The organism is Microbacterium sp. Y356 (assembly GCF_059445355.1).
Genome location: NZ_JCAIUE010000001.1, coordinates 260,046 through 285,389 on the forward strand (window position 1 = coordinate 260,046; position 25,344 = coordinate 285,389).

Sequence of the window (25,344 nt, forward strand, 5' to 3'; positions counted from 1 at the left end):
GCGCAGGTTCAGACGTGCCGTCCCGTGCGATGCGCGAGCACCGTGAGCTCGACGCGCTTACGCACTCCGAGCTTGGCGAAGATACGACCTGTGTGCACCTCGATCGTGCGTACTGAGACATCGAGTTCGTCAGCGATCTCACGATTCGAGGATCCTTCGACGACCCGCATAGCCACCTCGAGTTCTCTCTCGGTGAGTAACGGCGCCCAGACCATCCGACTGGCTTCGAGCGGGTCGACGTCGTGAATGATGGCAATGGGTACCGTGGCGATCTGGGCATTCGCCTCGATCTGCGTGTTCAATCGCCCTAATCGCTCTTCGACGGCGTCACGCCACGCAATAGCTCCGGCGTCTTCGAACAGACTCCGCGCTGCGCGGAGAAAGCGCCGACCGGCACGCGTATCCCCTCTGATGATGTTTGCTGAGCCGAGCATCGCTTCGACCCGTGCGCGAGCAAATGGCGATTGTAGCTGCCGCGCGGCGTCGGCGATGTCAGCGCACTCGCGCCGCCAGCTTGCCTCTGGTAACAAACGGATGCGTCGGCGCAATACCCTGGCTTCGCCCAACTCACACGGTTCCGCATACGCACGCGCAATCATCACAGGACCGATCTCGTCAAGGCCAGGAACCGCGATGGGATGCTGCGGTGCGCCACGGTCATGCCACAGAGTCGTCGCCATCGCAGCGCTCTCCGTGTTGCCTGCGAGATACGCCTCGAGTCCAGTATCGATGAGTCGATCGATACGATTTCCTCCCGGCAACGTCTGCACAAGCGACTGAGCGATCGGCCCCGCCGTGCCGAGCACGGCGATATCAAGACGCTGCGCAAGTGTCGCACCGAGTCCAGCGAATGGAAGCCCGACGGGCAGGTCCACTGAAGCGGCGAACAGCCGATCTCTAGCAGTCGCCACATCGCCACGCCAGAAGTGCAGCAGCACCTCCGTCACGGCAAGGTATGCGTCGATGACGGGGCTGTGCTCGAAACCGGTAATCAACGGATCGACCTCGCGGACCAGACCCGTCTGTGCCCTGCCGAGCAGTTGTAGCCCTCGGTCGATATCGCCGTCCAGTGCTGCACGTAGAGCACTGATCATTCCGCCTGAGAATGGGCCATCCGACGGCGAGCCCGGGTTCTCCGATTCTCCGGTGAGCGTCCAACACAGCGTGACGGCCGCGTCTCGGATCGTACCGTTCGCGCCCGCTCGCAGATCTGCTTCACGAAGCTGGCTGAGCCACGACCGCATCGCAGAGATGGTGCCTCGCTCCGCGCACAGCACGGCCGCAATGCCGGCCGTGCGCGCCCAGGCGCGCCAGTGCGCAATGTCTGACACACGCGGGCGGTGCTCAGTCGGGTCAAGAACCGGAACAACGCCGTGAAGACCCGTTTCGGCGATCAGCAGGCTCGCCAGGGCGTGCACTCGATGCGCTGGCGCGCCGCTAGGGAACAGACTGCCCAGCCAGTCGGCGGCATCCTCGATGCACCCCGCTCCGACCGCCGCGGCGCCGGCGACCAGCCTCGCCTCATCACGATGCTCATCGGTGGCGTGGTCGGCTGCTTCCGTAGCGACGACGAATGCCCAGTCCGGATGCCCACTCTCGGAGAGGTCCCGCGCGCACGCGATCAGATCAGGGACAAGCTGGGGTGTGCGCTCAACCGCACCGCGCGCTCTGTGCCACTGTGCAGGGATCTGCTCCCCTCGTGCGAGTCGCGCCGTCGCCAGTCGGCCGTGCGCCCTACCGCTGTCTGAGGCCGTGGCCGTATGACGTAGCCACACCGGCATCCGCGTATCGAGGAATGCGAAGCGTCCGCGCGCAACGCTCAGATGTGCACCGAGTTCACCCGTCATGACGTCTTCTGCGCTTCGCTCGGATGCGGCAAGCAACAGGTCGAGGTGGTCGTCAGTGCACAGCGCTGCGAGCAGAAGTACGAAGAACTCTTCCGGGGTCAGCAGAACCGAATCGAACCGCAACGAGATCGACGGAACGAGTGGGAGTGGTCGCGGAAGCATCCGGTGTCCACTGCGCTGCGCGGACGTCAGCGCCGCCGCGACCTCGCACACCGTCTGTACGTCGCCGTTCAGCCGCCGGCCGAGCTTCGCCACGACATGCGGTGCGGTGGCGATTCCGCGCTCGAGCAGGCTGGCTGTGAGTTCGGCGACAAGCTCGCGTTCATCGACGGCGGTTGGTCGCAGGCGTATCGTGTCCTGCCCCGCAGTCGACACAAGCCAGCTCCCCTCTGAGCACCCGTGATCACATCAGTGCCAGCCTTGCCGACAATGGGAATTAGATTATCAGACAGCGAGAATTCGACTACTTTGTGTCGTCATCTTCGTCATCAGCGTGCGCGTAGGGATCAGCTTCACCCGCGTGTTCTGCACCGACGGCGAGCTTGGCCACTTCGGCATCGCGCTGTTGCGCTTGATGCAGCAACGCCGTGATGTTGCTCGCGTTGTCCGGGAGAGCATCCAGGATGAACTCGAGCGTAGGCACCAGGCGAGTGTTCAGGTGTCGCCCGACCTCACTGCGCAGCAGCCCGGTCGCAGAAGCGAGCGCAGCGCCACTGGAGATGCGCTCCTCCTCGGTACCGAGCACCGTATAGAACACCGACGCGTTCTGCAGATCACCCGTGACGCGGACGTCCGTGATCGTGACGAAGCCGAGTCGCGGATCCCGCAGACCTTTGTCGAGTCGCTCCGCAAGGATGACACGAATGCGGTCTGCCAGACGAGCCTGTCGTTCTCCAGCCATTTCCTTCTCCTCTGTGACGAATGAGGGGCGCCCGCGGGCGCCCCTCATAGATCGATCAGATCAGCCGCGAGGCTTCTCGATCAACTCTGTGGTCTCGATCTCGTCGCCGACCTGGATGTCGTTGAACTTGCCGAGTCCGATGCCGGCCTCGAAGTCCGTGCGGACCTCGGTGACGTCATCCTTGAAGCGGCGCAGCGACTCGATGGCCAGGCCATCTGCGACGACGACACCATCGCGGATAACACGAGCCTTGGCGTTTCGCGTGATCGTGCCCGAGCGGACGATGACACCCGCGATGTTGCCGATCTTCGAGGAGCGGAACACCTCGCGGATCTCGGCCACACCAGACTTGACCTCTTCGAACTCCGGCTTGAGCATGCCCTTGAGGGAGCCCTCGATCTCGTCGATCGCCGCGTAGATGACCGAGTAGAACCGGACATCCACACCCTCACGTGCCGAAGCCTCACGGGCCTTGGCGTCAGGGCGGACGTTGAATCCGACGATGATCGCGTTGTCGATCGTGGCCAGGTTCACATCCGACTCGGTGATCGCACCGACGCCGCGGTGAATGATGCGCAGCTGCACGGAGTCGTCGACCTCGATCTTGAGCAGCGACTCTTCCAGTGCCTCAACGGCACCGGAGACGTCACCCTTGATGATGAGGTTGAGCGTCTCGACCTTGCCCTCTTCGAGAGCACGGGTGAAGTCTTCGAGCGAGATGCGCTTGCGGGCCTTGGCCAGCAGAGCATTGCGCTGTACGGCTTCACGCTTCTCAGCGATCTGGCGGGCCATGCGGTCTTCCTCGGTGACGATGAAGACGTCGCCGGCGCGCGGCACAGAGTTCAGACCCTGCACCTGCACCGGACGAGACGGGTATGCCTCTTCGACAGCATCGCCGTTCTCATCGAGCATGGCGCGGACGCGGCCGTAAGCCGTGCCGGCCACGATCGAGTCGCCGATGCGCAGCGTTCCGGACTGAATGAGCACCGTCGCGATCGAACCGCGGCCCTTGTCGAGCTTCGCCTCGATGGCGACACCACGGGCAGCCTTGTTCGGGTTGGCGGTCAAGTCGAGACCCGCGTCCGCTACGAGCAGCACAGCATCCAAAAGCTCCTGGATGCCGGTGTTCGCACGTGCCGAGACATCGATGAACATGACGTCTCCGCCATACTCTTCTGCGACGAGACCGTATTCGGTGAGCTGCTGACGAACCTTGGCCGGGTTGGCATCGGGCTTGTCGACCTTGTTCACTGCGACGACGATCGGAACGCCGGCCGCCTGCGCGTGGTTCAACGCCTCAACCGTCTGCGGCATGATGCCGTCATCGGCTGCGACGACCAGGATCGCAAGGTCGGTGACCTGTGCACCACGGGCACGCATGGCGGTGAACGCCTCGTGACCCGGTGTGTCGATGAAGGTGATGGCGCGCTCGTTGCCCTCGTGCTCGGTCCAGACCTGGTAGGCACCGATGTGCTGGGTGATGCCTCCGGCTTCACCGTCGATGACGTTGGTCTTGCGGATCGCGTCGAGGAGGCGCGTCTTACCGTGGTCGACGTGACCCATGACGGTGACGACCGGCGGACGAATCTCAAGATCGTCGTCGCTTTCCTCGCCCAGTTCGCGATCGAGGTCAAGACCGAAGCCCTCGAGGAGCTCCTTGTCCTCATCCTCTGGCGAAACCATCTGGATTTTGTAACCCAGCTCGACACCGAGAACCTCGAAGGTCGCTTCATCCAGCGACTCGGTGGCCGTGGCCATCTCACCGAGGTTGAAGAGAATCGTGACCAGGGTGCCCGGCTGCACTGTGTAGCCGGTCAGCGTCTCGATCTTGTCCGCGAAGTCGGCGATCGACGCGCCGCGACGCATCCGGATGATCTCTCCGTTACCGCGGGTGACATTGACGCCACCAACGATCGGAGCCGACCGCATTTCAAATTCCTGCCGCTTCGCCCTACGCGACTTGCGCTGCTTGGACTTGCCGCCACCCTTACCGAAGGCACCTGCGGTGCCACCGCCAGGTCCACGACCGCGGCCACCGCCGCCACCGGGGCGACCTGCGAAGCCGCCACCTGGGCGTGCACCGGGTGCACCACCGGCACCGGGACCGGCACCGCCGGGACGGCCGGGGCCGCCTGGACGCTGCTGGAACGGTGCACCACCGGGGCGACCACCCTGACCGCCGCGCGGAGCGCCGGGACGAGGTGCGCCCGGTCGCGGAGCGCCAGGACGAGGTGCGCCGGGTCGCGGCGCCTGCGGGCGAGGAATGTTACCGGGCGTCGGACGCTGGCCCATGCCCTGAGCGGATGCGAACGGGTTGTTACCCGGACGCGGACCCGCTGGGCGCTGGCCCATGCCCTGCGAGGAGGAGAAGGGGTTGTTGCCGGGGCGCGGTGCGCCGGGCGTCGGAGCGCCCTTTTCGGCAGACGGTGCAGCAGACTCAGCGGGCTTCTCTGCAGAAGGCTCGGTGGGAGTAGCTGCGGGAGCAGCGGGGGCTGCCTCGGGGGCAGGTGCCGCCGGTGCAGGCTCCGGAGCCGGCTTCGGACCCGGCTTGGGTCCGGGAGTCGGCGCTTTGGGGCCAGGCTTGGCCCCTGCAGGCTTGGCCGTTGCGGGCTTGTCCGCCGCCGACTTGTCAGCTGCGGGCTTGTCAGCCGACGGCTTGACTTCAGCCTTGGGCTTGGCAGCGCTGTCGGCCTCGATGGCCGCGCGAAGCTTGCGAGCCACTGGAGGCTCGATGGTTGATGAAGGGCTCTTGACGAATTCGCCGATTTCCTTCAGCTTTGCAAGTGCGAACTTGCTGTCGACGCCGAGTTCGGCGGCAATCTCGTGTACGCGTGGTTTGGCAGCCACAATTCTCCTGTCTGGGTTGGTCTACCCAGACAGGGCAGACCACTAGTTGCGGACGGGTCTCATTTCGAGCCGTTCACTTTGATTCCATAGCCATTTAGCCGTTTCTCGATGGTCTGCGTATCCAGAGATGTGGACACACGGAGTGCTCGTGCGAAAGCACGACGCCGCAGTGCAGCTGTCATGCATTCCTGCGTCGGATGCAGCCACGCGCCCCTCCCTGGCAGCACGGCACTCTCATCAATGATGAGAACGTCGCCCTGAGCCACCACTCTGAGTAGAGCGGAGCGGGAAGCACGCACGCGACAACCAACGCATGTTCGTACTGGATCCATCTTACACCGTGCCGCCGGGTGACAACTCCGCGACCTTCCGGTCAGTCGAGGATGCTGTCGGGCTGAATGTCGATCTTCGCACCGGTCAGTTTGGCTGCAAGTCGGGCGTTCTGACCTTCCTTACCGATCGCGAGCGACAACTGGTAGTCCGGCACCAGCGCACGCACTGCCTTGGTGTTCGCATCCAGTACGAAGGCGCTCGTGACCTTCGCGGGCGAAAGCGCATGAGCCACGAATGTCGAAAGATCCTCGTCGTAATCGACGATGTCGATCTTCTCCCCTGCGAGTTCCTCGGTGACGGCGCGCACGCGACGACCGAGCTCACCGATGCAGGCGCCCTTGGCATTGATCGACGGATCGTTGGCCTTCACCGCGATCTTCGTGCGGTGACCTGCTTCACGGGCGAGTGCGACAATCTCGACCAAACCGGCCGCGATCTCGGGCACCTCTAAAGCAAAGAGCTTTCGCACGAGGCCAGGGTGAGTGCGGGACACGGTGATCTGCGGGCCCTTGAGCCCCTTGGAAACAGCGGTGACGTATACACGCAGGCGGGAGCCGTGTGCGTAGTCTTCGCCAGGCACCTGCTCCTCAGGAGGAAGAATTGCCTCGACGCTGCCGAGATCGACGTGGATCATGCGCGGGTTCGGGCCCTGCTGGATCACGCCGGCGACGATGTCGCCTTCCTTGTCCTTGAAATCACCGAGCACAACGTCATCGGCGATGTCGCGGAGTCGCTGACTGATGACCTGCTTGGCTGCGAAGGCAGCGATGCGGCCGAAGTCGTCCGGTGTGGCATCTTCTTCGCCGATGATGGCGCCCTCTTCGTCGGTGACCGGCTGAAGAATGGAAACGTGTCCCGACTTGCGGTCGAGCTCGACGCGAACGCCAGCGGGGATGGCACCGTCTTCAGACACGTGCTTTCCGTAAGCCGTGAGAACGGCCTGCTCAATGATCGCGACTAGTTCGTTGAAAGGAATTGCCTTTTCCTTTTCGATACCGCGCAGCAGCCCCAGTTCGATGTCCATAACGGCCTCCATATTCAGCTCTCGCCGCAGCATCCTGCACGCGCGGCACCGTACTACGATACCCGCTCTTCAGCGCTGGCGTCCGTGTGCGGCAGGACACGCACATCTCGTTGGCCGCCGATGTGCACCCAATGTCGACTCGATGGCCACCAGTCGGCAACCTCAGCACGCGATGGTGGCCGGGTCACCTAGGCGATCACGGACCTGTAGAGACCGATCGCCGTCTTTTCTCATCCCCCCATCCGAAGGATTACCTTTTGCGATCCCCCCATTCTCGTTCCACGCGTCGCGCCCGGCTACTGGCTCGATGTACAGCCGGCGCTCTTACAGTCGGCCTCGCCACAAGCCTGCTCGTCACCTCAGCCCTACCTGCCTCGGCACAGTCGTCGGTCGAAGATGGCGCCGACCTGGCGTCACGTTTCACATTCGCCGTCCTACCCGATACGCAGTTCTATTCGCGGTACTCAGCGGATCAGTTCCAGCCTCGATACGGCACGGATCCGTTCAGCACGCAGACACAGTGGATCGCAGACAACGCAGATACGCTCCACATCCCATTCACAGCCCACGTCGGCGACGTCGTCGACCGCGCGACTGTGGACGCAGAATGGCAGGCCGCGGACCGCGCGATGCAGAACCTTGACGATGCCGGACAGCCCTACTCGATCCTCACCGGCAATCATGACGTGCTCAACAGCAGCTCTTCTCTCGTCGATACCGACTACGACCTGTCCGCTGAGCCGTTTCTGAAATGGTTCGGAACCGACCGCGCCGCGTCCGATCCTTCATACCGGGGTAGCGACCCCACTGGGTTGAGTCGCTACCACATCTTCGAGGCGGAAGGACAGCAGTTCATGGTCCTCACCCTCCCTTGGCGCGTCTCTGACACAACGCTGGCATGGGCGGACTCGGTGATGGCGGAGCATCCGACTCTGCCGGTGATCCTCACCAGCCACGAGGTGCTCAACATCGACGCCGATGGCGAGAGTCCCCGCGAGACGGAGTACGGCCTGATGCTGTGGGACAAGCTCATCGCTGACAACGACCAGATCTTCCTCACCTTCAATGGGCACTTCCACGGCGCCACTCGACTGGCCAAGGTCAACAACTTCGGCAACGAGGTCCATGAGGTGCTCATCGACTACCAGATGGCGTTCGAAGGCGGCAACGGATACCTCGGCTTGCTCGAATTCGATCTGACCAACGGCCAGATCAACGCGCAGACGGCTTCGCCGTGGGTCGTCGCCAAGCCGCGGGAGACGCTGACCAGTTACGACCAGCCGTTTCTCGAAGGTGCGCAGCAGCAGTACAGCATCGACATCGACTTCGCGGAGCGGTTCGCCGGATTCAGCCCCGATTTCGGTGTAGGAATCACGCCCGATGAGCCCTCATTGACGCAGCGTGCCCGCGATATTCTTCTGGACGGTTTCGAAGGCCCGGACCCCATCAACACGGCGCATCCTGGCAACGAGCTCGACTTTTCCGAGGTTCCCGGCACGGTCGCGCACTGGCGCTTCAACGGACTCGACGGCATCGTCGACGCTGACACAGTCGTTCCCGACATTGCGGGCGACAACGACCTGCGGCGGGTTGACCCATCCGAGACCAACGCCGTCGGCGCCGAATGGTCGGACGTGACCATAGAAAGCACAGACGTGCACGGGTTCTCATCCGATGGCGCAGCAGTCTGCTTCGCAAATTCCTCCGGTGCGCGGTACAACTACCTGACCACCGCAGCGGATGCCGCGATCAACGACGCCGACCTCAGCGACGGATACACCCTCGAGACCTTCGTGAAAATGGACGTCGACTGGGACGCCTCACAGAATGGATGGTCCAAGGCGCTCGTGCGCACCGGCAATCGGTCCCAGACCGACATGCCACAGAGCCCCTGGGACTACACCGCCTCGCCGACGGCGCTCGGCATCTCGAATCTGCGCGAGTTTCAGTACTCCAGCCTCTCCGAGAATGCGGCAAAGGGCGACCGTGTCAACTGGTCGGGCGAGATCATGACCGACAGCTGGTCGCACGTCGCGATCGTGAATGACCCTGAGTTAAAGTCCACGACCATGTACGTCGACGGCGCACCCGTACTGCGCAACGCCGTAGACACAGTCGGGATGACCTGGAATGAAGGGATGCCTTGGATCCTCGGCTCTGATTGGGTCGATGACGCCGCGCGCAACGGCTGGCACGGATGCATCGGCGAGACCCGCATCATCGATCGGGCGACAACGCCAGATGAGTGGCTGACGCAGCGCGCTGACCTGAGCGGGTTGGGGATCGCTTCACTCCCCACCGGCATCCTGCCGGCCGGCACCGATTCTTTGGAGCTCAGTGGAACAGGGTTCCCTGGCGCCGACGTCCACGTCTCGACATCGACCGCGATTGCCCGCACCGTATCCGCTGCGGCTGAACCACCATCTTCGCCTGTTACAACAGTGGGCGCGGATGGCACGTGGACGTTCACTCTCTCGGACCTGACCGCCGGAACGCACGACGCCCGAGTCGCCCAGGCGCTCGGCGCGCGCATGAGCGGTTCGGTCTCGTTTTCCTTCGAGATCGCCGCAGCACCAGTCGAACCGGAACCGCCCGTTGAGGAAGAGCCAGGCGAGGAACAGCCAGGCAACGAGCAGCCAGGCGAGGAACAGCCAAGCGAGGAGCAGCCAGGCGAGGAACAGCCAGGCAACGAGCAGCCAGGCGAAGAGCAACCAGGCAACGAGCAGCCAGGCGAAGAGCAACCAGGCAACGAGCAGCCAGGCGAGGAACAGCCAAGCGAGGAACAGCCAAGCGACGCGCAGCCAGGCGAGGAACAGCCAGGCAACGAGCAGCCAGGCGAGGAACAGCCAAGCGAGGAACAGCCAAGCAACGAGCAGCCCGTCCAGGAACAGCCCGGAACTGGGCCAGGCTCGGATCCGGGCACAGGCTCGGACGGCGAAGCGGAAGGCTCGCTGCCCGCCACCGGGCTGCAGCAATCCGTCTGGCTGTCGCTGCTGGCGTTGGCGAGTGCACTTCTCGCTGGAGGTGGGCTAATGGCGTTCCGATCCCGGCGCCGCGCACGCAGCTGATCTGATGAACAGCACAAGACCGGCGTCGCGACTGCGGCGCCGGTCTTGTGCTGTTCGTTTCAGCGCGCGGAACCGAGCGCGTTGATCGCGTCGATGAGCCGGTAGAGGCCGCCGACCTCTCGCTGACGCAGACGCAGCCGCAGCCGCGGCAGATCGACACGGTCCTTGTCCACGATCTCGATGGGAAGCGCGTCGGTGGATTCGATGCGCCCCTCAGCCAACAGCGGTGCGAACTCGGCGTTGAGGCTCTCGACCTCAGCGCTGGTTGGTGTGTGCTTCAGACGCAGTACGAGCACGTCGTCTATCCATCGCAGTGAGTCGTAGTTGCGCCAAAATTCGGTGATCTCGGCGACCGCGGCTTCTGCGGAGTCGGTGACGAGCACACGGTCGAAATCATCGGCGGAGATGACTCCTGCCGGAATCAGACTCTCCGAGATGAAGCGCTCCAGGCCCTTCCAGAACGTGCCTCCGGGCTCATCCAGCAGCACGATCGGCATGGGCTCGGCCTTGCCGGTCTGCTGGAGAGTCAGCAGCTCGAACATCTCGTCCATTGTGCCGAAGCCGCCAGGGAGGCAGATGAAGCCGGTGGACTCCTTGACGAGCATGAGTTTGCGGGTGAAGAAGTACTTCATCTCCACCGAGTGCGTGTCGTCCGCAATCACGGCATTCGGCTTCTCTTCGAATGGCAGCTTGATCGAGACGCCGAGCGCCATCTGCTCCCCCGCGCCTTCGGCTGCTGCTTGCATGATGCCAGGGCCCGCGCCAGTGACAACCATCCAGCCGCGTTCGGCGAGTACCGATGCGACCGACCGCGCCTGCACGTAGAGCGGGTCGTCCTGCCTGGTGCGGGCAGAGCCGAAGACGGTCACCTTCGGCACATCTGCATAAGGGCGGAACAACCGGAACGCATCACGCATCTCGACGAGCGCCGCCGATGCGATCTTCAGATCGAGTCGGTCGGTGTTTTCTTGGCCGAGCAGGATGCTGGTACTCAGCATTCGGCGGATTAGCGCGCGGTTGGTGGTGATCGCGGACTCGGCCATGATCTTGTCGACTGCGGCGGTGAGCTCGTCGGGCTGCGGGGCGGTCATATCAGCGGCTGAGTCGTTCGATGGCGTCGTCCAGTGAGAGCGCGTCGCGTTCCCCCGTGCGGCGGTCCCAGAGCTCGACCTGCCCTTCGGCTGCACCGCGGCCGATGACGAGTACGCGGGGGACGCCGACAAGCTCGGCATCGCCGAACTTCACGCCGGGCGACACCTTCGGACGATCGTCGTAGAGCACGTCAAGACCTGCGGCCTCGAGCTGCGCGGATGCCTGCTCGGCAACCTCGTACGCGATCTGATCGCGGCCGGCAGCGACAACGTGCACGTCGAAGGGCGCGACGGATGCCGGCCAGATGAGGCCCTTGTCGTCATTGTTGAGCTCGGCGATGATCGCAAGGATGCGGGTGACGCCGATGCCGTAGGAACCCATCGTGACTGTGACGAGCTTGCCGTTCTCGTTGAGAACCTTGAGTCCGAGGGTCTCAGCAAAGAAGCGGCCGAGCTGGAACACGTGACCGATCTCCATGCCACGGGCGAGCTCGACAGGGCCAGAGCCGTCCGGGGCCGGGTCCCCGGCACGCACGTTGGCGATCTCGACCATTCCGTCTGCGAAGAAGTCACGGCCTGCGATGACGGAATGCGCGTGCTTCTGGTCGATGTTCGCGCCGGTGATCCAGCTCGTCCCCTCGCTGACGCGGGGGTCCGTTAGATATCGGATGCCGGTGGCGGATTCCTCGCCGAGCACGGCGCCCGTGGGCGACCAGGGACCGATGTAGCCCTTGACCAGCAACGGATTCTTTTCGAAGTCGTCTGCAGTGGCCGTCTCTACTACGGCGGGCGCGAACGCAACCTCGGCGCGCTTCTCGTCGACTTCGCGGTCGCCGGGGATGCCGACGACGACTATTTCGCGTGAACCGTCGACGTGTGTGAGTGCGAGCACGACATTCTTCAGGGTGTCGGCAGCCGTGTAGTCACCACCAAGCACGGCGTTCGAGTGTGCGACGAGCGTCTCGATCGTGGGCGTGTTCGGCGAATCGAACACGACTGGGGCAGCATCCGCGTCAAAGGGGACTGCATCCGGAACGGCGGTGGTGAACGCTTCGACGTTCGCGGCATAGCCTCCGTTGCTGCGTACGAAGGTGTCTTCACCGACGGGAGTCGGGTGCAGAAATTCCTCGCTGCGAGCGCCGCCCATCAGCCCGTTGTCGGCGTTCACGATCACGTACTCAAGCCCGAGGCTCTGGAAGATGCGCTCGTAGGCATCGCGCTGGCTCTGGTAGCTGACTTCGAGCCCCGCATCCGAGGCGTCGAAGGAATATGCGTCCTTCATGGTGAACTCGCGACCACGCAGCAGGCCTGCCCGCGGACGAGCCTCATCACGGTACTTGTCCTGGATCTGATAGATCGTCAGCGGGAGGTCCTTGTAGGAGGAGTACAGGTCCTTCACCAGCAGGGTGAACATCTCTTCGTGCGTCGGCGCGAGCAGGTAGTCCGCGCCCTTACGGTCCTGGAGGCGGAAGATGCCCTCTCCGTAGGACTCCCAGCGGCCAGACTGCTCATAGGGCTCACGCGGAAGGAGCGCCGGGAAATGAACTTCCTGCGCACCAGCAATCGCCATCTCGGCGCGGATGATCGCTTCGATGCGCGCCTTGACCTTCAACCCGAGCGGGAGCCAGGTGAAGACTCCGGGCGCTGCCCGCCGAATATATCCAGCGCGGATCAGCAACTTGTGACCCGTAACCTCCGCCTCGGCGGGGTCTTCACGGAGCGTACGGAGGAAGAATTTCGAGAGACGAGTGACCACGGGTCAAGTCTAGTGACCCGAGGTCACTCGTTCTCGGACGATTCAGTTCAGCGCGCGCGTTCCCTCCGGGATGACGCCGTCGGCGTACAGGCTCGTAGCGAGATCCTGCAACGCTGTGAGTGCAACTCGCTGCGTTGTTGGGCCGTAAGAGATTCGAGCGACTCCGAGCGCCTCATATTCGGCGGCGGTCAGCGCACCTGGAAGCCCGATGACGCTGATCTTGCGTTCGCCGATGCCCTCGACGAGCTGGCGAGTGACATCAGCATTCAGGATGCCTGGCACGAAGATGGTCGTCGCTCCGGCCGCGAGATACGCTCGGCCGCGCTCGATGGCATCCGCGATGCTCGCTTCGAGCGGCCGATCACCGGCGCGCACGAAGGCGTCTGTGCGGGCGTTCAGTACGAAGTTGACCCCTTCTGCCTCGCCCGCCTTCACGATTGCCTCGACGTTCGCGACCGACTCGGCAAGGGGCTTCAGGCGGTCTTCGATGTTCGCGCCGACTGCGCCAGCGGCGATCGCGAGGCGCGTGGTCTCCCCCGCGTCGTCGTAGCCATCATCGAGGTCAGCGCTCACCGGCAGGTCTGTCGCTGCGGCAATGCGCGAGACCATATCAAGCATGAGATCACGCGGGATCGTGCCGTCAGCGTAGCCGAAAGTGGCGGCAATCGAATGGCCCGCGGTGGCGAGGGCCTTGGTCTCGGGGAGGGCTGCAATCGCCTTCGCCGAGACAGCATCCCAGACATTTACTAGACGGAGAATCTCCGGTGCTTCGTGGAGTCCGACGAGGGTCTGAGCCTTCTCTGCAATGGTCATGAGTCCACGCTAATACCGACCGCGTGCGGATGGGCGGCTTAGGGTGAAGTCATGCCTCAGCGTCGATCACATATCGCACCATCCGCAGCGCAGAGTGAGCTTGCTTCAGCGCTCACAAAGCTGCGGGAGAAGCTGGAAGTACCCGTGGATTTCTCTGCGGAAGCAATAGCCGAAGCCGAAGCCGCAGTCGCGCCTGCTTCTGATCTCGATCTGCGAGACATCCCGTTCATCACGCTTGACCCTGAAGGGTCCCGCGATTTGGATCAGGCTTTGTATCTCGCCAAGAGCGGCTCAGGTTTCGAAGTCCGCTACGCAATCGCGGACGTTCCTGGGTTCGTCAGACCCGGCGGCGCTTTGGATGCAGCAGCGCGTCAACGCGGTCAGACTCTGTATGCGGCAGACGGGTCCATCCCGTTGCATCCCCGCATTCTGAGCGAAGATCACGCGTCTCTACTGGCAGACCAGGACCGTCCGGCCCTGGTCTGGACCTTCGACCTGGATGACGCCGGAGTCGTGTCGGAATTCCGGCTCGAACGTGCGTTGATTCGCTCACGCGCGCAACTGGAATACGTCACGGCGCAGAGGTCGATCGATAGTGGCGAAGAATCGCCGCTGTCTCTGCTGCCGGTAATCGGCGGATTGCGCCAAGAACTTGAGGCTCAGCGCGGCGGAGCGAGTCTGAACCTGCCAGGCGAGGAGGTCGTGCAGCATGAGGACGGCACGTACAGCATCGAGCGCCGGCATCCGCTGCCCATCGAGGATTGGAACGCGCAGTTGTCTCTGATGACCGGGATGGCCGCAGCATCACTCATGGTCGAAGCAAAGGTCGGTGTACTGCGCACGATGCCTCAGCCGGACGAAACGGCATTCAACGCGTTCCGACGGCAAACCGAAGCACTCGGCCGCCCGTGGAAGACCGGAAAGTACGGAGCATATTTGCGCACGCTCGACCGCGCGGATCCGATGACTCTCCCTGTGCTCGAAGCGGCCGCATCGCTGTTTCGCGGTGCGGGATATGTGACATTCGACGGCTCGGTGCCGGCAGATATCGAACAGGCCGCGATCGCGGCGCCGTACGCGCACGCCACAGCACCGCTCCGCCGGCTGGTGGATCGGTGGTCGCTGGCGATCTGTCTTGCGGCTTCTCGAGGCGCAGAGGTGCCGGCATGGGCGCGCGAGTCCCTCTCGGAGTTGCCAAACCTCATGCAGGAGTCGGGTCAACGTGCCTCGAGGCTGAATTCCGACACGATCAACCATGTAGAGGCGGCTCTCATGGTTCCGCTAGTGGGGTCAACGATCGAGGCCACGGTGATCGAACTGCGCAATGGCGGCGAACGTGCGGAGGTTCAGATCGCCGAGCCTGCGGTGACGGCATCCGCTCCCGTGCCGGCCGGAGCGAAGCCGGGGGCGACCGTGTCGCTGTGTTTGGTGCGTGCCGACATCGCGCGCGGTGAACTGGAGTTCGCAACCGCATGAGTGGCGGGCACGGCGGACGGCTGAGCGATGCCGAGTCGAATCCGACCGCCCCGTAGGCTCGGTTCATGCCGCTGTCCCCGTATGTGAAAGCCCTTCGCGAGCGCGTGGGACACGATCTGCTCCTATTGCCTGCCGTGACAGCCGTGATCCGAGACGGTGACCAATTCTTGATCGCGCGTCAGCGTGATTCCGAACTGTGGAGCCTGATCGGCGGTGGAGTGGAACCCGGCGAGGAGCCTGCGGATGCCCTCAAACGCGAAGTATTTGAAGAGCTGGGCATCCGCCCGGTCATCGAACGGATCATCGGCGCGTACGGCGGTCCGGAGTTGGTGAATACCTATCCGAACGGCGACCGGGTTTCGTATATGACGGTGGCTTACGAATGCTCGCTTCCGCGCGTGGCAGAACTCCAGCTCGACGTCGAGGAGTTGATTGAGATCGATTGGATGCGCGCGGACGAGATCGCTGCGCTGCCCCGGCATGAATGGATCGACCGTGTCATCCTCGAGGCGGCAACGCCCGCGAAACCGCTCGATGGGCATCGACGGTCCTAGTCTCGGACGACCGAGCCGGCCTCCCTACCGCTCGCCGAACAACTCCGGAATCGAGGAAACGAACTCCTCGAAGTGGCTGTACCAAATCGTGTGCGCAGCACCGGGAACCCTTCGCACATCGACGCCGCGAGATTGCAGGCGATCCTCGTCTTCGGCGCTGACGAAATTGCTCGGGTCGGAGCGAACGACGATCGAACCTGCGCGCGGCGTCCAATCCACATCTGCCCCGCAGGAGATCGATGCCGCCGTCGCCGGGTCGAACCGGTCGGCTGCTCTCGCCTCGACGATCGCGTCGGCCTCGCTGTAAAAAGGCCGGGACTCCCGCAGCCAGGCGACATCTCGACGGCGCTGCCGATCCGCTTCATACTGGGCGATCAGCGCAGCCCGATCTTGCCCTCCTTGGAACGAGCACGCCGTGTCGACGTACACCGCGAGTTCGAGCGGGATCCGCGCCGCGGCTGCGGCGAGGACCGTCCCGCCGTACGAATGCCCGATCGCTGCGAGCTGCCGATCCGGAGCCAGCGCCCGCACCGTGTCGATCACGGCATCGGCGGCGGAATCCACTGAGGATTCTGGGTTGCGGTCCGACAGCCCGTGTCCGGGAAGATCGAGCGCGAGCACCCGATACCCGCGATTGGCGAGCACCGGCGTGATCCGCCACCAACTCTCGGCCGAACCCATCATTCCGTGCAGGAGAAGCACGACCTTTTCACCGGCACCAGTGTTGATGGCGTTGAGCAACGTCATGCGTCAGGTTGCAGGTACTGCATTGGTCGTCATCACCATGGTCGGAGATAGCTCCATCTCAGTGCACCGGCGGGATTGTAAAGCTCGCGAGACGGTTGTCATCGATGACGAAGATCCCATCGGATTCTCCATTGAACACATTGCTCGTCCACGAAAAATGCACGGTCGTCGTGTCGCCCTCGGTCGTCGACGAAAGCACCGTCATCCGTGCGCCCGCGCCGATCGCGTCTGAGCCTGCCCAGCTGCGCACACCGTCCGCGCCGCGCAGAACGCGACCCCAGTCATCGACATATCCATCCGGTGTGAACGCCGCAACGAACGCATCCGTGTCGGCAGCATTGATCGCATCCACCAGTGCTTGCACTGGTCCGGGAGTATCAGACATCTTCGTCTCCTTCATCGTTCCCGTCGTCTGCGGGATCGGTTTCAGGCCGTGATCACCTGAGCGGTACCCAGCGCGGCATCCGGGCCCATCTCCGCGGCGAGGCGGTTCGCCTCTTCGATCAGAGTCTTCACGATGTCCGCCTCGGGAACGGTCTTGATGACCTCTCCCTTCACGAAGATCTGGCCCTTGCCGTTACCGGAAGCGACGCCAAGATCCGCTTCTCGTGCCTCACCTGGTCCGTTCACGACACAGCCCATTACGGCAACGCGCAACGGCACTGTCATGTCCTTCAGCCCCTCAGTGACATCGTCGGCCAGAGTGTAAACGTCAACTTGTGCGCGTCCGCATGAGGGGCAGGAGACAATTTCGAGCTTGCGCTCACGCAGGTTCAGCGACTGCAGAATCTGGTGGCCGACCTTTACCTCTTCTGCGGGCGGTGCAGACAGTGAGACGCGGATCGTGTCACCGATGCCCTCCGACAGCAGGATGCCGAAAGCCGTCGCAGACTTGATCGTGCCCTGGAACGCAGGACCAGCCTCAGTCACACCGAGATGCAACGGCCAATCGCCACGCTCCGAGAGCAGACGATAGGCCTTCACCATCACGATCGGGTCGTTGTGCTTCACAGAGATCTTGAAGTCATGGAAGTCATGCTCCTCGAACAGCGAAGCCTCCCAGACAGCGCTCTCGACGAGTGCTTCTGCCGTGGCCTTGCCGTACTTCTCTAGAATGCGCCTGTCGAGAGATCCCGCATTTACACCGATTCGGAGTGACACGTTCGCAGCCTTCGCGGCGGCTGCGATCTTTCCGACATTGCCGTCGAACTCGCGGATGTTGCCCGGGTTCACCCGCACGGCACCACAACCGGCGTCGATCGCGGTGTAGATGTAGCGCGGCTGGAAATGGATGTCAGCGATCACCGGGATCTGGCTCTTCATCGCGATGATCTTCAACGCATCTGCGTCATCCTGATGGGGCACGGCGACGCGAACGATCTCACAACCGGATGCGGTGAGCTCAGCAATCTGCTGGAGCGTCTCATTGATGTCGGTGGTCTTCGTCGTCGTCATCGACTGGACGCTGACGGGGGCATTGCCGCCGACCAACACCTTGCCGACCCGAATCTGACGGGTCTTGCGACGAGGACTCAGGACTTCGGGGACGCGCGGCATCCCAAGATTCACTGCTGGCACATCTCCAGATTACGCTGACCTGATCAACGGAGGCTGGAAGCGGCACAGCCGACGCGTCGCACTGTGATAGTTTCAGCGCATGCCCGCGAACTTCACCTGGTGGCCCGCCTTCTAGGCGGTGTATTCGCGTTCCCACGAATTCAGACCGCCTCCGGGGCGGTCTTTTTGGTGGCCCGAGCCGGAGCCCTGCACAGGAGACCTCGATGACTGATACCGCTGCCCTGCTCGCCACTTTGGCACAGGATGCCACTGCATCCTTCGTTCTGATCGCACGCGATGGTGCACAGAGCGTCGAGTTGCTTACCGGTGAGATCGACGATGTCGACCTGCTCGCCGACATCCCGCTCACTGTCGACGGCGACCCGCGCGAAGTCTTCGCGATGGTGCCCTACCGCCAGGTGCGCGAACGCGGTTTCGACGCGCAGGACGACGGCACGCCACTGCGCTGTCTGCTCGTCGACGAGCACCTGTATCTTCCACTCGCAGACGTGCTTGAAGCGCTGCCCAGCGACACAGTGCCGCTCACTGATCCCGGGTTCGATATCGCTGACGAGGACTATGCCGAGATCGTCAAGACCGTCATCGCCGATGAGATCGGCCGCGGCGAGGGGGCGAACTTTGTCATCCGCCGCGACTACACGGCTTCCGTCGACACCGACGAGCGCACGGCCGCCCTCACCTGGTTCCGTGCGCTGCTCACTCACGAGCGTGGTGCCTACTGGACGTTTGCCGTGGTCACGCCCGGTCACATCGCCGTCGGTGCAAGTCCCGAAGCGCACGTTGTCGCCCGCGGCGGGATCGTCACGATGAACCCGATCTCCGGCACCTTCCGGCACCCGGCCGGGGGCGCCACCAAGGAGACCCTGGTCGAGTTCCTCTCCTCCACGAAGGAGACCGAGGAGCTCTTCATGGTGGTCGACGAGGAGCTCAAGATGATGAGCGCGGTTTGCTCCGACGGCGGACGCATCACCGGCCCGCACCTCAAGCAGATGTCACGCCTCACACACACCGAGTACATGCTGCGCGGGCGTAGCCGCCTCGACCCGCGCGACATTCTTCGCGAGACGATGTTCGCCCCCACTGTCACCGGCTCTCCGATGCAGAACGCGTGTGCGGTGATTCGTCGCCATGAGAGCAAGCCCCGTGGCTACTACTCCGGTGTCGCTGCGCTGTTCAGCCCGAATGGCGAGGGCGGCCACGATCTGGATGCCCCAATCTTGATTCGCACGGTGTACCTCGAGAACGGGCAATTGCGCGTCCCCGTCGGCGCGACGCTTGTTCGCCACTCCGATCCGCACGGTGAAGTCAGCGAGACGCATGGCAAGGCCGCCGGCGTGCTCGGGGCCATCGGCGCGATCGCCCATGACAGTGTCGCCGAGACGAAAGTCGACGGTGACGAGCCCGCGACGAAGACTTCGCTCGCTGACGACCCCGAAGTCGCCGAGTTGCTCGCCTCCCGGAATACGCGTCTCGCCGAGTTCTGGCTGAACCCGCAGGAAGACGGTACGACCGGCCCCTTCGCCGGCCGCAGCGCGCTCGTCATTGATGCCGAGGATCGGTTCACGACGATGCTCGCCCATCAGCTGCGTCATCTGGGGCTCGACGCGGAGATCATCCCGTGGGACAAGGTCACCGACGCAGATCTGGATGCCACAGAGCTGCTCGTCGCTGGCCCCGGCCCCGGCGATCCGCGTGACACCGCGATAACTCGAATCGCTCGGATGCGAGAGATTGTGGCGCGCCGACTGGAGCAGGGCGCCCCTCTGCTCGCTGTGTGCCTGAGTCACCAGATCCTCGCTGACCGATTCGGCATCGAACTGGCTCCGCTGGATACGCCGCACCAGGGCCTGCAGAAAGTCGTTCCGGTGTTCGGCGAAGACGCTTCGATCGGCTTCTACAACACGTTCACCGCACGAGTCTCCCCCGGCACAACCGCCGCCGGTTCCGCCGAGATCTCAGCGGATACGACCAATGGCGACGTCTATGCGCTCCGTGGTCCTGGCTTCGCCAGCGTGCAGGGACACCTGGAGTCGATCCTGTCCCGCGACGGCATCCACACGCTCGAGCGGCTGATCAGTTCAGCATTCGCCTGAGAATTACTCATCGCTGGCGCGATTGCTTTGACATGGAGTCAAAGCGTGCGAGCGCTCGAAGTCCGATGATCATCGCAAACGGCTTCACCAGAACGATTTCACCGAAGCGATAGTCCTCTGCGCGTCTGAGGCGCTCAGCAAGGTCAGGCCTCTGCTCCCACAGGTATGCGCGCCCCTTTTCGGCGTGCAAAGAGTTCGAGACGATCTTGATCGAGTCTGACGCTTCGATGTGAGGAATCGCGTTCTGAATGTTCTCCCACGTCGTCGCGCTTTCCACGTCACGTCGGATTTCGCCCGTGAACCCTCGCTCCCGTGCATAGGTAGCCATGAGCTCCGCCTCCGGTGTCATGCCGCGCACGCAGCCACCGCACAGAACGAGCACCTGTTCGCCGACGCCGGGATCGAACGATCGCAGACCTGCACGGACGCGGTAGCGATTGAGATAGTTGGCACGACGACTGCGGTTTCGGTATCCGAGGACGACGACCGTCTCCGAGTCCGGTGGGTCGATATCCAATCGCCCCAATCGCCGACCCGCCGCACGCGCATGCACAGATTCCGAGCAGATGAGCACACTCAAGGCAATTGCACTGGTGAGAACAAAGGTGTGCGCTCGCATCCGGCAAGCGTACCGACTTCGGGATTCTGTGTCGGGTGCGCCGCTACAGCTCCTCGCTCACCACGTGTTCCATGCGGTGTCGCGTTGGTGGCCGCGTTCGGTGTTGATGGCTTCGTCGATGGCGGTGTAGTTGTGGTGTGGTGATCGCCAGCGGGCGTAGGGGTCCCACCAGTGGGGGCCGCGGATTTCGGGCATGCCGTTGCGCATGCGGATGAGCCAGATGTTCTCGTCGAGGGTGCGGTGGTGGTGCCAGCACAGGGGTACCCCGTTGCTGGTGTGAGTCGGCCCACCCAGGGCGTGTTCGGTCACGTGGTGGATTTCGCACCATTCTGCACGGATGTCGCACCCGGGGATGAGGCATTGTCGGTCTCGGAGCACGATCGCCCGGCGTTGGCGGGCGTTGAAGATCCGCGCGGTGGTGCTGATCCCCACGATCGCACCGTGTTCATCGAACAGCACGCGTTCGATGCCGCCTGCGCATGCGGTGTGGTCGGCGGCGCCGAGGGGCACGTCGTATCCGGCGCCCTCGACCGTCGCGCGGCCGGTGCGGTGGGTGTAGTCGGCGGCGTTGACTGAGACGACGAGGGTTGGTGCGGCACCACCGAGGGTGGGCATGCCATCGGATGCCGCTGCGACCATGATGATGCTCGCGAACGCGTCGTGCCGTTTCTGCGCATGCGTGCGAAGATCAGCCGTCCCCGACGCGGGTGACGCGGCTTTGTGAGCAGGGAGACCGTCGGCACGGCCAGAGAGACCATCACTCTCACTCGCGGGCGCAGTTCCGGGTGCCGTGCTGTACTTGGCGGCAAAGCGATCACGGTCAGCAGTGGAACCCCCGTCGTCAGCACCGTCGCCGTCGACACTGTCGTCGCCGGCGTCGCCCCGGTCGCCCCCGTCGTCGTCGGAACCCCGGTCGTCGGCACGGTCGTCGGAACCCCCGCGGCCGGAACCCCCGTCGTCAGCACCGTCACCGTCGTCGTCGTCGCCGTCGTCGTCGTCGTCGGACGGACGGAATCGCACCGCGCCTCCCGCACTGGCCTCGTCATCGACTTTGGGGTTCATCAGACTATCGAAGAGTTTCTGCAACTGCGCCGCGACTTCCGGGAGGAGCTCACCACGCACAGGCACGGACCCGTCCCGGAGCCGCCCGATCGTGAAGAACCGGCGGCGCTTACCTGCCCGGTCTTTCGGCTCCGCACCATCCGGATCCAGGCGATCGATGATGTGCGCGGTCAGTCCCGCCAGCTCATCCGTTGTGGGAGCGGGTGCCCGCTCATCATCGGCGCCGTCAGTCGCCACATCATCGGCGGCATCCACCCCATCCAACGGCAGCCCACGCGCGAACCGTGCGAGCACGGCATCCGCAGCCAACCGATCCGCCGCCCCGAGGCGTCTGGCCTTCAGCAACGGTGATGTGCAGGCCAGGAACCCACTCAACGACATCACCCCATCGGCCAGCGCGGCCGACAACTCCGGGAACGCCGCCGGCAGCAACTCACCCGAGGTGATGTCCAGATCCCGGTGCACCGCCGCCACCGCCGAGACGTACCGCCGGGCGGCATGCCCATCCACCAGCAGTGTGCGTCGGAGAAGTTCGGCAGCGTCCCGGCATCCGAGTTGTGTCGTCAACCTCGCGTCACGTTCGCACTGATCCCGCTCAACCACACGGTCAGTGGCTTCAACGATCGCACCATCCACCCGACGTTGAATACTCCCGAGCGCCTGAACGATGCCCAAAAGCTCACCATCGCCGACGAACCGCACCCCACCGCGTGCCGCAGAAGCAGACATCGCATCGGCCAACTGCCGATCGATGCTCTCCAACTCCTGCACAAGCGATGTCATACCTCCATTCAACCGCAGGCCACAGACATTCCTCCACCAGATAAAACCCAGATCAGACGCTATTCACGAACCGTGGATAACTCCACAAAACGCCAAACCTGTGCAGAACAAGTGCCCCGTCTGAGACGCGAGCATTCGTCGGGTCAGCCAGCTGCCTTGCGGATATGCGCCGCGATAGTTTTCTCGGTCTCGGGCGTCAATGCGACGACAGCGAACGACGTAACCCAGAGGTCGCCGTCATCGAGCTTTGCTGATTCCTCGAACCCGAGAGTTGCATAGCGAGTGGTGAACTTCGAGGCAGCCTTGAAGAACACGACGATCTTGCCATCCTCATCGGCGTACGACGGGAACCCGTACCAGGTCTTCGGAACGAGTTGCGGGGCGACCTGGGAGACGATCCGATCGATTCCCTCGGCCAGAGCCCGATCATCATCCGGCATCGCGGCGATCGCCTCGCGGACCGCCTTCTCCCCAGCGGCTCGGGACTTTCCTGCCTTTTCCTGCGCACGCAATTCTGCGGCACGCTGCTTGACGGCGTCGCGCTCGTCCTTGGACAGTCCAGCGGTCTTCTCAGCCATGTCGTGCTCCTTATCGATGTGCGGCGGCCGTTTTCCGGGCCTACGACCACGATACGACTCACCATCCCGGCGCACTTCTCGATTCCTGATCGATGCCGCCAAGGCCCCGTCCTCGGCCCCTCACCACGGGAATCCCGCCTCGCCACGGCGCATCCCCGCCGCGGCACGGCATCCCGTCACGGCACGGCGCCGTCCAATTACTATTGGAAGAGGTTCACCGGGTTCACGACGTCGGCGACCATCAGCAGGGCGCCCATGGCGATCAGCACCACTGCGACGACCACGGTCAGCGGCACGAGACGCGTCGCGTCGACCGGTGCAGGCGGCGGACGCCGGAAGAGCTTTGCCCACGCTCGTCGGATGCCATCCCACAGCGCCACCGCGATGTGACCACCGTCCAGCGGAAGCAGTGGAATGAGGTTGAAGACGAAAAGGGCGATGTTCAGCGACCCCAGCAGGCTCAGTAGCACGACAAACCGGTTCAGCACCGGAGCATCCGTTGCTGCGACCTCACCGGCGAGCCGGCCGACGCCGACGACACTGAGTGGACCATTCGGGTCGCGCTCAGTCCCCGTCACCAGCGATACGCCGACATCCCAAAGCTTCACCGGCAACTGCACGATCAGATTCGCGACCCGCGCGGTGTTCTCACCTGCCATCTCGATACCGGTGCCGATCGGTTGCGGCACAAACCCCATCTGGGCCCCCATACCGACGTAACCGACCTCGGCGATGACCTGCTCACCCTCGGCATCGAGCAGCGGTTGTCCTGACGCATCAGTGAGCGCTCGCTCGGCCGCGATCGGCGTGATCGTCAGTGCGACATCTTCACCATCACGTGACACGACCATCTCGAGAGTTTCGCCCGGTGCTGCCTGCACGATCGAGGTCGCCTCCGCGAAATTCGATACCGACGTCCCGTCGATCGACACCAGCACATCGCCGGGAAGAATCCCTGCCTCTGCGGCGGGCGATGCCGGATCCGACGGCTCGCACTCGGTCTGCGTCGTACCGGCGGGAAGCACACACTCGGTGACGGATGCGATCGTCGTCGTACCCTGCTGTAGGCCGATACCCGACGCCAGCACCGTGAAGATGATGATCGCAAGGATCAGGTTCATCAGCGGGCCGCCGAGCATAACGATGATGCGCTTCCATACCGGCAGCTTGTAGAAGACTCGATCCTCTGCGCCGCCAGCAATCGTCTCGTCGTTCACGGATCGGGCATCCTGCACGAGAGTGCGGAACAGGCCACGCACCTGCTTGCCCTCGGATGCCGGATACATCCCCGACATTGATATGAAGCCGCCGACGGGCAGCACTTTGAACCCGTATTCAGTTTCACCGATCCGCTTCGACCACAGCCGCGGACCGAAGCCGATCATGTACTGTCCCACGCGTACGCCGAAGAGTTTTGCGGGCACGAGATGCCCGATCTCGTGCAGCCCGATCGACAGACCTAGGCCCACCAGCATGAACAGGATGCCAGCGACGTACAACAGGATTTCCACGTGCCCACGCTACTGCGCTAGAACTAGGAATCCGCCGCATAAGCTGAAGCTGTGAATTCTCGGCAGCTGCGACTCGTGCGTGGAGCCGCCGCCTCGTCGGTCGCCACGGTCATCGCCGCTGTCTCCCACACGATCGGAGGCGGCGCACTCCCGCACCCTCTGCTGGTGATCGCGCTGAGCATTTTCCTCACTCCCGTCGCAGCACTGCTGGTGGGACGAACCCTGAGCGCCAGCAAGCTGAGCGTCACGGTGGTGCTCTCGCAGACCATCTTCCACGTGCTGTTCGTCGCGCTGGGCGCGACCCTCACGACCACTGGCCTCACAGGGCATCAGCACGTCATGACGTTGGGTCCGCTGACGACGACGGTAGCTCCGGATGCCGGGATGCTCGGCGCCCACGTCCTCGCTGCAGCCTTGACGATCGTCCTGCTGTGGCGTGGCGAGCGGATGCTGCGCGGCATCGCGCGCTGGATGCGCGCTGTGCTCCGAACACGACTAACGCGCCCCCTGCACAGCAACTGGCCGGTTCCCGCATCCGTCCCGGACACAGCACGCGTCTTCATTGCCACGATCCGCACGAGCGACGTCTCCCGACGTGGCCCTCCGGTGTTCTCCTGCGGCTGAGGGCCGCACACGTCGACACATCCTCTCGCGGTTCCGCGC

General features: G+C 63.7%; 20 protein-coding genes. 5 read left to right on the forward strand and 15 right to left on the reverse strand.

What is annotated here, in order from left to right; genetic code table 11:
• Positions 1-8 precede the first annotated feature (8 nt).
• The 5 genes from AC1C2Q_RS01375 to nusA all read right to left on the reverse strand — a co-directional run bounded on the left by AC1C2Q_RS01375 (position 9) and on the right by nusA (position 6,952).
• Positions 9-2,222 (reverse strand): helix-turn-helix transcriptional regulator, encoded by a 2,214-nt coding sequence (locus AC1C2Q_RS01375; protein WP_495448717.1) that lies wholly within the window; start codon positions 2,220-2,222, stop codon positions 9-11.
• A gap of 88 nt (positions 2,223-2,310) precedes the next feature.
• Positions 2,311-2,748 (reverse strand): 30S ribosome-binding factor RbfA, encoded by a 438-nt coding sequence (rbfA, locus tag AC1C2Q_RS01380; protein WP_495429273.1) that lies wholly within the window; start codon positions 2,746-2,748, stop codon positions 2,311-2,313.
• Between the two features lie 60 nt (positions 2,749-2,808).
• On the reverse strand, positions 2,809-5,595 hold the full coding sequence (infB, locus tag AC1C2Q_RS01385; RefSeq protein ID WP_495448718.1) for a translation initiation factor IF-2: 2,787 nt from the start codon (positions 5,593-5,595) through the stop codon (positions 2,809-2,811).
• A gap of 59 nt (positions 5,596-5,654) precedes the next feature.
• Positions 5,655-5,927 carry a YlxR family protein gene (locus tag AC1C2Q_RS01390; RefSeq protein ID WP_495448719.1) on the reverse strand — a complete coding sequence of 91 codons (273 nt, stop codon included), beginning with the start codon at positions 5,925-5,927 and terminating at the stop codon, positions 5,655-5,657.
• A 41-nt stretch (positions 5,928-5,968) separates the two neighbouring features.
• Positions 5,969-6,952 carry a transcription termination factor NusA gene (gene nusA, locus AC1C2Q_RS01395; RefSeq protein WP_495429276.1) on the reverse strand — a complete coding sequence of 328 codons (984 nt, stop codon included), beginning with the start codon at positions 6,950-6,952 and terminating at the stop codon, positions 5,969-5,971.
• A gap of 257 nt (positions 6,953-7,209) precedes the next feature.
• Between nusA and AC1C2Q_RS01400 the strand changes: the two genes are divergently transcribed.
• Positions 7,210-10,020 carry a LamG-like jellyroll fold domain-containing protein gene (locus tag AC1C2Q_RS01400; RefSeq protein WP_495448720.1) on the forward strand — a complete coding sequence of 937 codons (2,811 nt, stop codon included), beginning with the start codon at positions 7,210-7,212 and terminating at the stop codon, positions 10,018-10,020.
• A gap of 59 nt (positions 10,021-10,079) precedes the next feature.
• Here the strand turns inward: AC1C2Q_RS01400 and AC1C2Q_RS01405 are convergent, their stop codons facing one another.
• From AC1C2Q_RS01405 to AC1C2Q_RS01415, 3 genes are read right to left on the reverse strand one after another with little or no spacing between them, the layout of a single operon-like run.
• On the reverse strand, positions 10,080-11,111 hold the full coding sequence (locus AC1C2Q_RS01405; protein ID WP_495429278.1) for an LOG family protein: 1,032 nt from the start codon (positions 11,109-11,111) through the stop codon (positions 10,080-10,082).
• Position 11,112: 1 nt separating this feature from the next.
• Positions 11,113-12,867 carry a proline--tRNA ligase gene (locus AC1C2Q_RS01410; RefSeq protein ID WP_495448721.1) on the reverse strand — a complete coding sequence of 585 codons (1,755 nt, stop codon included), beginning with the start codon at positions 12,865-12,867 and terminating at the stop codon, positions 11,113-11,115.
• A 42-nt stretch (positions 12,868-12,909) separates the two neighbouring features.
• Positions 12,910-13,680, reverse strand: coding sequence for an isocitrate lyase/PEP mutase family protein (locus tag AC1C2Q_RS01415; protein ID WP_495429280.1), 771 nt, complete (start codon positions 13,678-13,680; stop codon positions 12,910-12,912).
• Positions 13,681-13,731: 51 nt separating this feature from the next.
• On the opposite strand from AC1C2Q_RS01415, the gene AC1C2Q_RS01420 reads away from it, so the two are divergent.
• Together AC1C2Q_RS01420 and AC1C2Q_RS01425 are read left to right on the forward strand one after the other, a co-directional pair.
• Complete coding sequence (locus AC1C2Q_RS01420; RefSeq protein WP_495448722.1) at positions 13,732-15,156, forward strand: RNB domain-containing ribonuclease; 1,425 nt, start codon at positions 13,732-13,734, stop codon at positions 15,154-15,156.
• A 65-nt stretch (positions 15,157-15,221) separates the two neighbouring features.
• Positions 15,222-15,710, forward strand: a complete 489-nt coding sequence (locus AC1C2Q_RS01425) for an NUDIX domain-containing protein (RefSeq protein ID WP_495448723.1) — start codon at positions 15,222-15,224, stop codon at positions 15,708-15,710.
• Between the two features lie 24 nt (positions 15,711-15,734).
• Here AC1C2Q_RS01425 and AC1C2Q_RS01430 read toward each other — a convergent pair whose 3' ends face one another.
• The 3 genes from AC1C2Q_RS01430 to ispG are packed head-to-tail and all read right to left on the reverse strand — an operon-like array spanning position 15,735 to position 18,035.
• On the reverse strand, positions 15,735-16,457 hold the full coding sequence (locus AC1C2Q_RS01430; RefSeq protein ID WP_495448724.1) for an alpha/beta hydrolase: 723 nt from the start codon (positions 16,455-16,457) through the stop codon (positions 15,735-15,737).
• A 58-nt stretch (positions 16,458-16,515) separates the two neighbouring features.
• The gene (locus AC1C2Q_RS01435; RefSeq protein ID WP_495429284.1) at positions 16,516-16,842 is read right to left on the reverse strand and encodes a nuclear transport factor 2 family protein; all 327 of its coding nucleotides are present in this window, start codon (positions 16,840-16,842) and stop codon (positions 16,516-16,518) included.
• A gap of 41 nt (positions 16,843-16,883) precedes the next feature.
• A complete protein-coding gene (gene ispG, locus AC1C2Q_RS01440) occupies positions 16,884-18,035 on the reverse strand; it encodes a flavodoxin-dependent (E)-4-hydroxy-3-methylbut-2-enyl-diphosphate synthase (protein WP_495448725.1) in 1,152 nt (383 codons plus the stop codon).
• Positions 18,036-18,238: 203 nt separating this feature from the next.
• Between ispG and AC1C2Q_RS01445 the strand changes: the two genes are divergently transcribed.
• Positions 18,239-20,128: a chorismate-binding protein gene (locus tag AC1C2Q_RS01445; protein WP_495448726.1), complete on the forward strand. Its 1,890-nt coding sequence runs from the start codon at positions 18,239-18,241 to the stop codon at positions 20,126-20,128.
• 7 nt (positions 20,129-20,135) lie between these two features.
• Here the strand turns inward: AC1C2Q_RS01445 and AC1C2Q_RS01450 are convergent, their stop codons facing one another.
• The 4 genes from AC1C2Q_RS01450 to AC1C2Q_RS01465 form a co-directional block, all read right to left on the reverse strand.
• Positions 20,136-20,747, reverse strand: coding sequence for a YdcF family protein (locus AC1C2Q_RS01450; protein ID WP_495448727.1), 612 nt, complete (start codon positions 20,745-20,747; stop codon positions 20,136-20,138).
• A gap of 57 nt (positions 20,748-20,804) precedes the next feature.
• The gene (locus tag AC1C2Q_RS01455) at positions 20,805-22,592 is read right to left on the reverse strand and encodes an HNH endonuclease signature motif containing protein (RefSeq protein ID WP_495448728.1); all 1,788 of its coding nucleotides are present in this window, start codon (positions 22,590-22,592) and stop codon (positions 20,805-20,807) included.
• Between the two features lie 143 nt (positions 22,593-22,735).
• A complete protein-coding gene (locus AC1C2Q_RS01460) occupies positions 22,736-23,170 on the reverse strand; it encodes a hypothetical protein (RefSeq protein ID WP_495429288.1) in 435 nt (144 codons plus the stop codon).
• 200 nt (positions 23,171-23,370) lie between these two features.
• Complete coding sequence (locus tag AC1C2Q_RS01465; RefSeq protein ID WP_495448729.1) at positions 23,371-24,681, reverse strand: M50 family metallopeptidase; 1,311 nt, start codon at positions 24,679-24,681, stop codon at positions 23,371-23,373.
• Between the two features lie 51 nt (positions 24,682-24,732).
• Between AC1C2Q_RS01465 and AC1C2Q_RS01470 the strand changes: the two genes are divergently transcribed.
• Positions 24,733-25,305, forward strand: coding sequence for a hypothetical protein (locus AC1C2Q_RS01470; RefSeq protein ID WP_495448730.1), 573 nt, complete (start codon positions 24,733-24,735; stop codon positions 25,303-25,305).
• The last annotated feature ends 39 nt before the right edge of the window (positions 25,306-25,344 follow it).

Bases quoted from the DNA above. Each gene is read 5' to 3' on its own strand.
- AC1C2Q_RS01435 (WP_495429284.1), bottom strand. From the start codon at position 16,842: ATGTCTGATACTCCCGGACCAGTGCAAGCACTGGTGGATGCGATCAAT.
- AC1C2Q_RS01420 (WP_495448722.1), top strand. From the start codon at position 13,732: ATGCCTCAGCGTCGATCACATATCGCACCATCCGCAGCGCAGAGTGAG.
- AC1C2Q_RS01405 (WP_495429278.1), bottom strand. From the start codon at position 11,111: ATGACCGCCCCGCAGCCCGACGAGCTCACCGCCGCAGTCGACAAGATC.
- AC1C2Q_RS01455 (WP_495448728.1), bottom strand. From the start codon at position 22,592: ATGACATCGCTTGTGCAGGAGTTGGAGAGCATCGATCGGCAGTTGGCC.
- AC1C2Q_RS01445 (WP_495448726.1), top strand. From the start codon at position 18,239: ATGACTGATACCGCTGCCCTGCTCGCCACTTTGGCACAGGATGCCACT.
- AC1C2Q_RS01450 (WP_495448727.1), bottom strand. From the start codon at position 20,747: ATGCGAGCGCACACCTTTGTTCTCACCAGTGCAATTGCCTTGAGTGTG.
- AC1C2Q_RS01425 (WP_495448723.1), top strand. From the start codon at position 15,222: ATGCCGCTGTCCCCGTATGTGAAAGCCCTTCGCGAGCGCGTGGGACAC.
- rbfA (WP_495429273.1), bottom strand. From the start codon at position 2,748: ATGGCTGGAGAACGACAGGCTCGTCTGGCAGACCGCATTCGTGTCATC.
- nusA (WP_495429276.1), bottom strand. From the start codon at position 6,952: ATGGACATCGAACTGGGGCTGCTGCGCGGTATCGAAAAGGAAAAGGCA.
- AC1C2Q_RS01390 (WP_495448719.1), bottom strand. From the start codon at position 5,927: ATGGATCCAGTACGAACATGCGTTGGTTGTCGCGTGCGTGCTTCCCGC.
- AC1C2Q_RS01460 (WP_495429288.1), bottom strand. From the start codon at position 23,170: ATGGCTGAGAAGACCGCTGGACTGTCCAAGGACGAGCGCGACGCCGTC.
- AC1C2Q_RS01430 (WP_495448724.1), bottom strand. From the start codon at position 16,457: ATGACGTTGCTCAACGCCATCAACACTGGTGCCGGTGAAAAGGTCGTG.
- AC1C2Q_RS01415 (WP_495429280.1), bottom strand. From the start codon at position 13,680: ATGACCATTGCAGAGAAGGCTCAGACCCTCGTCGGACTCCACGAAGCA.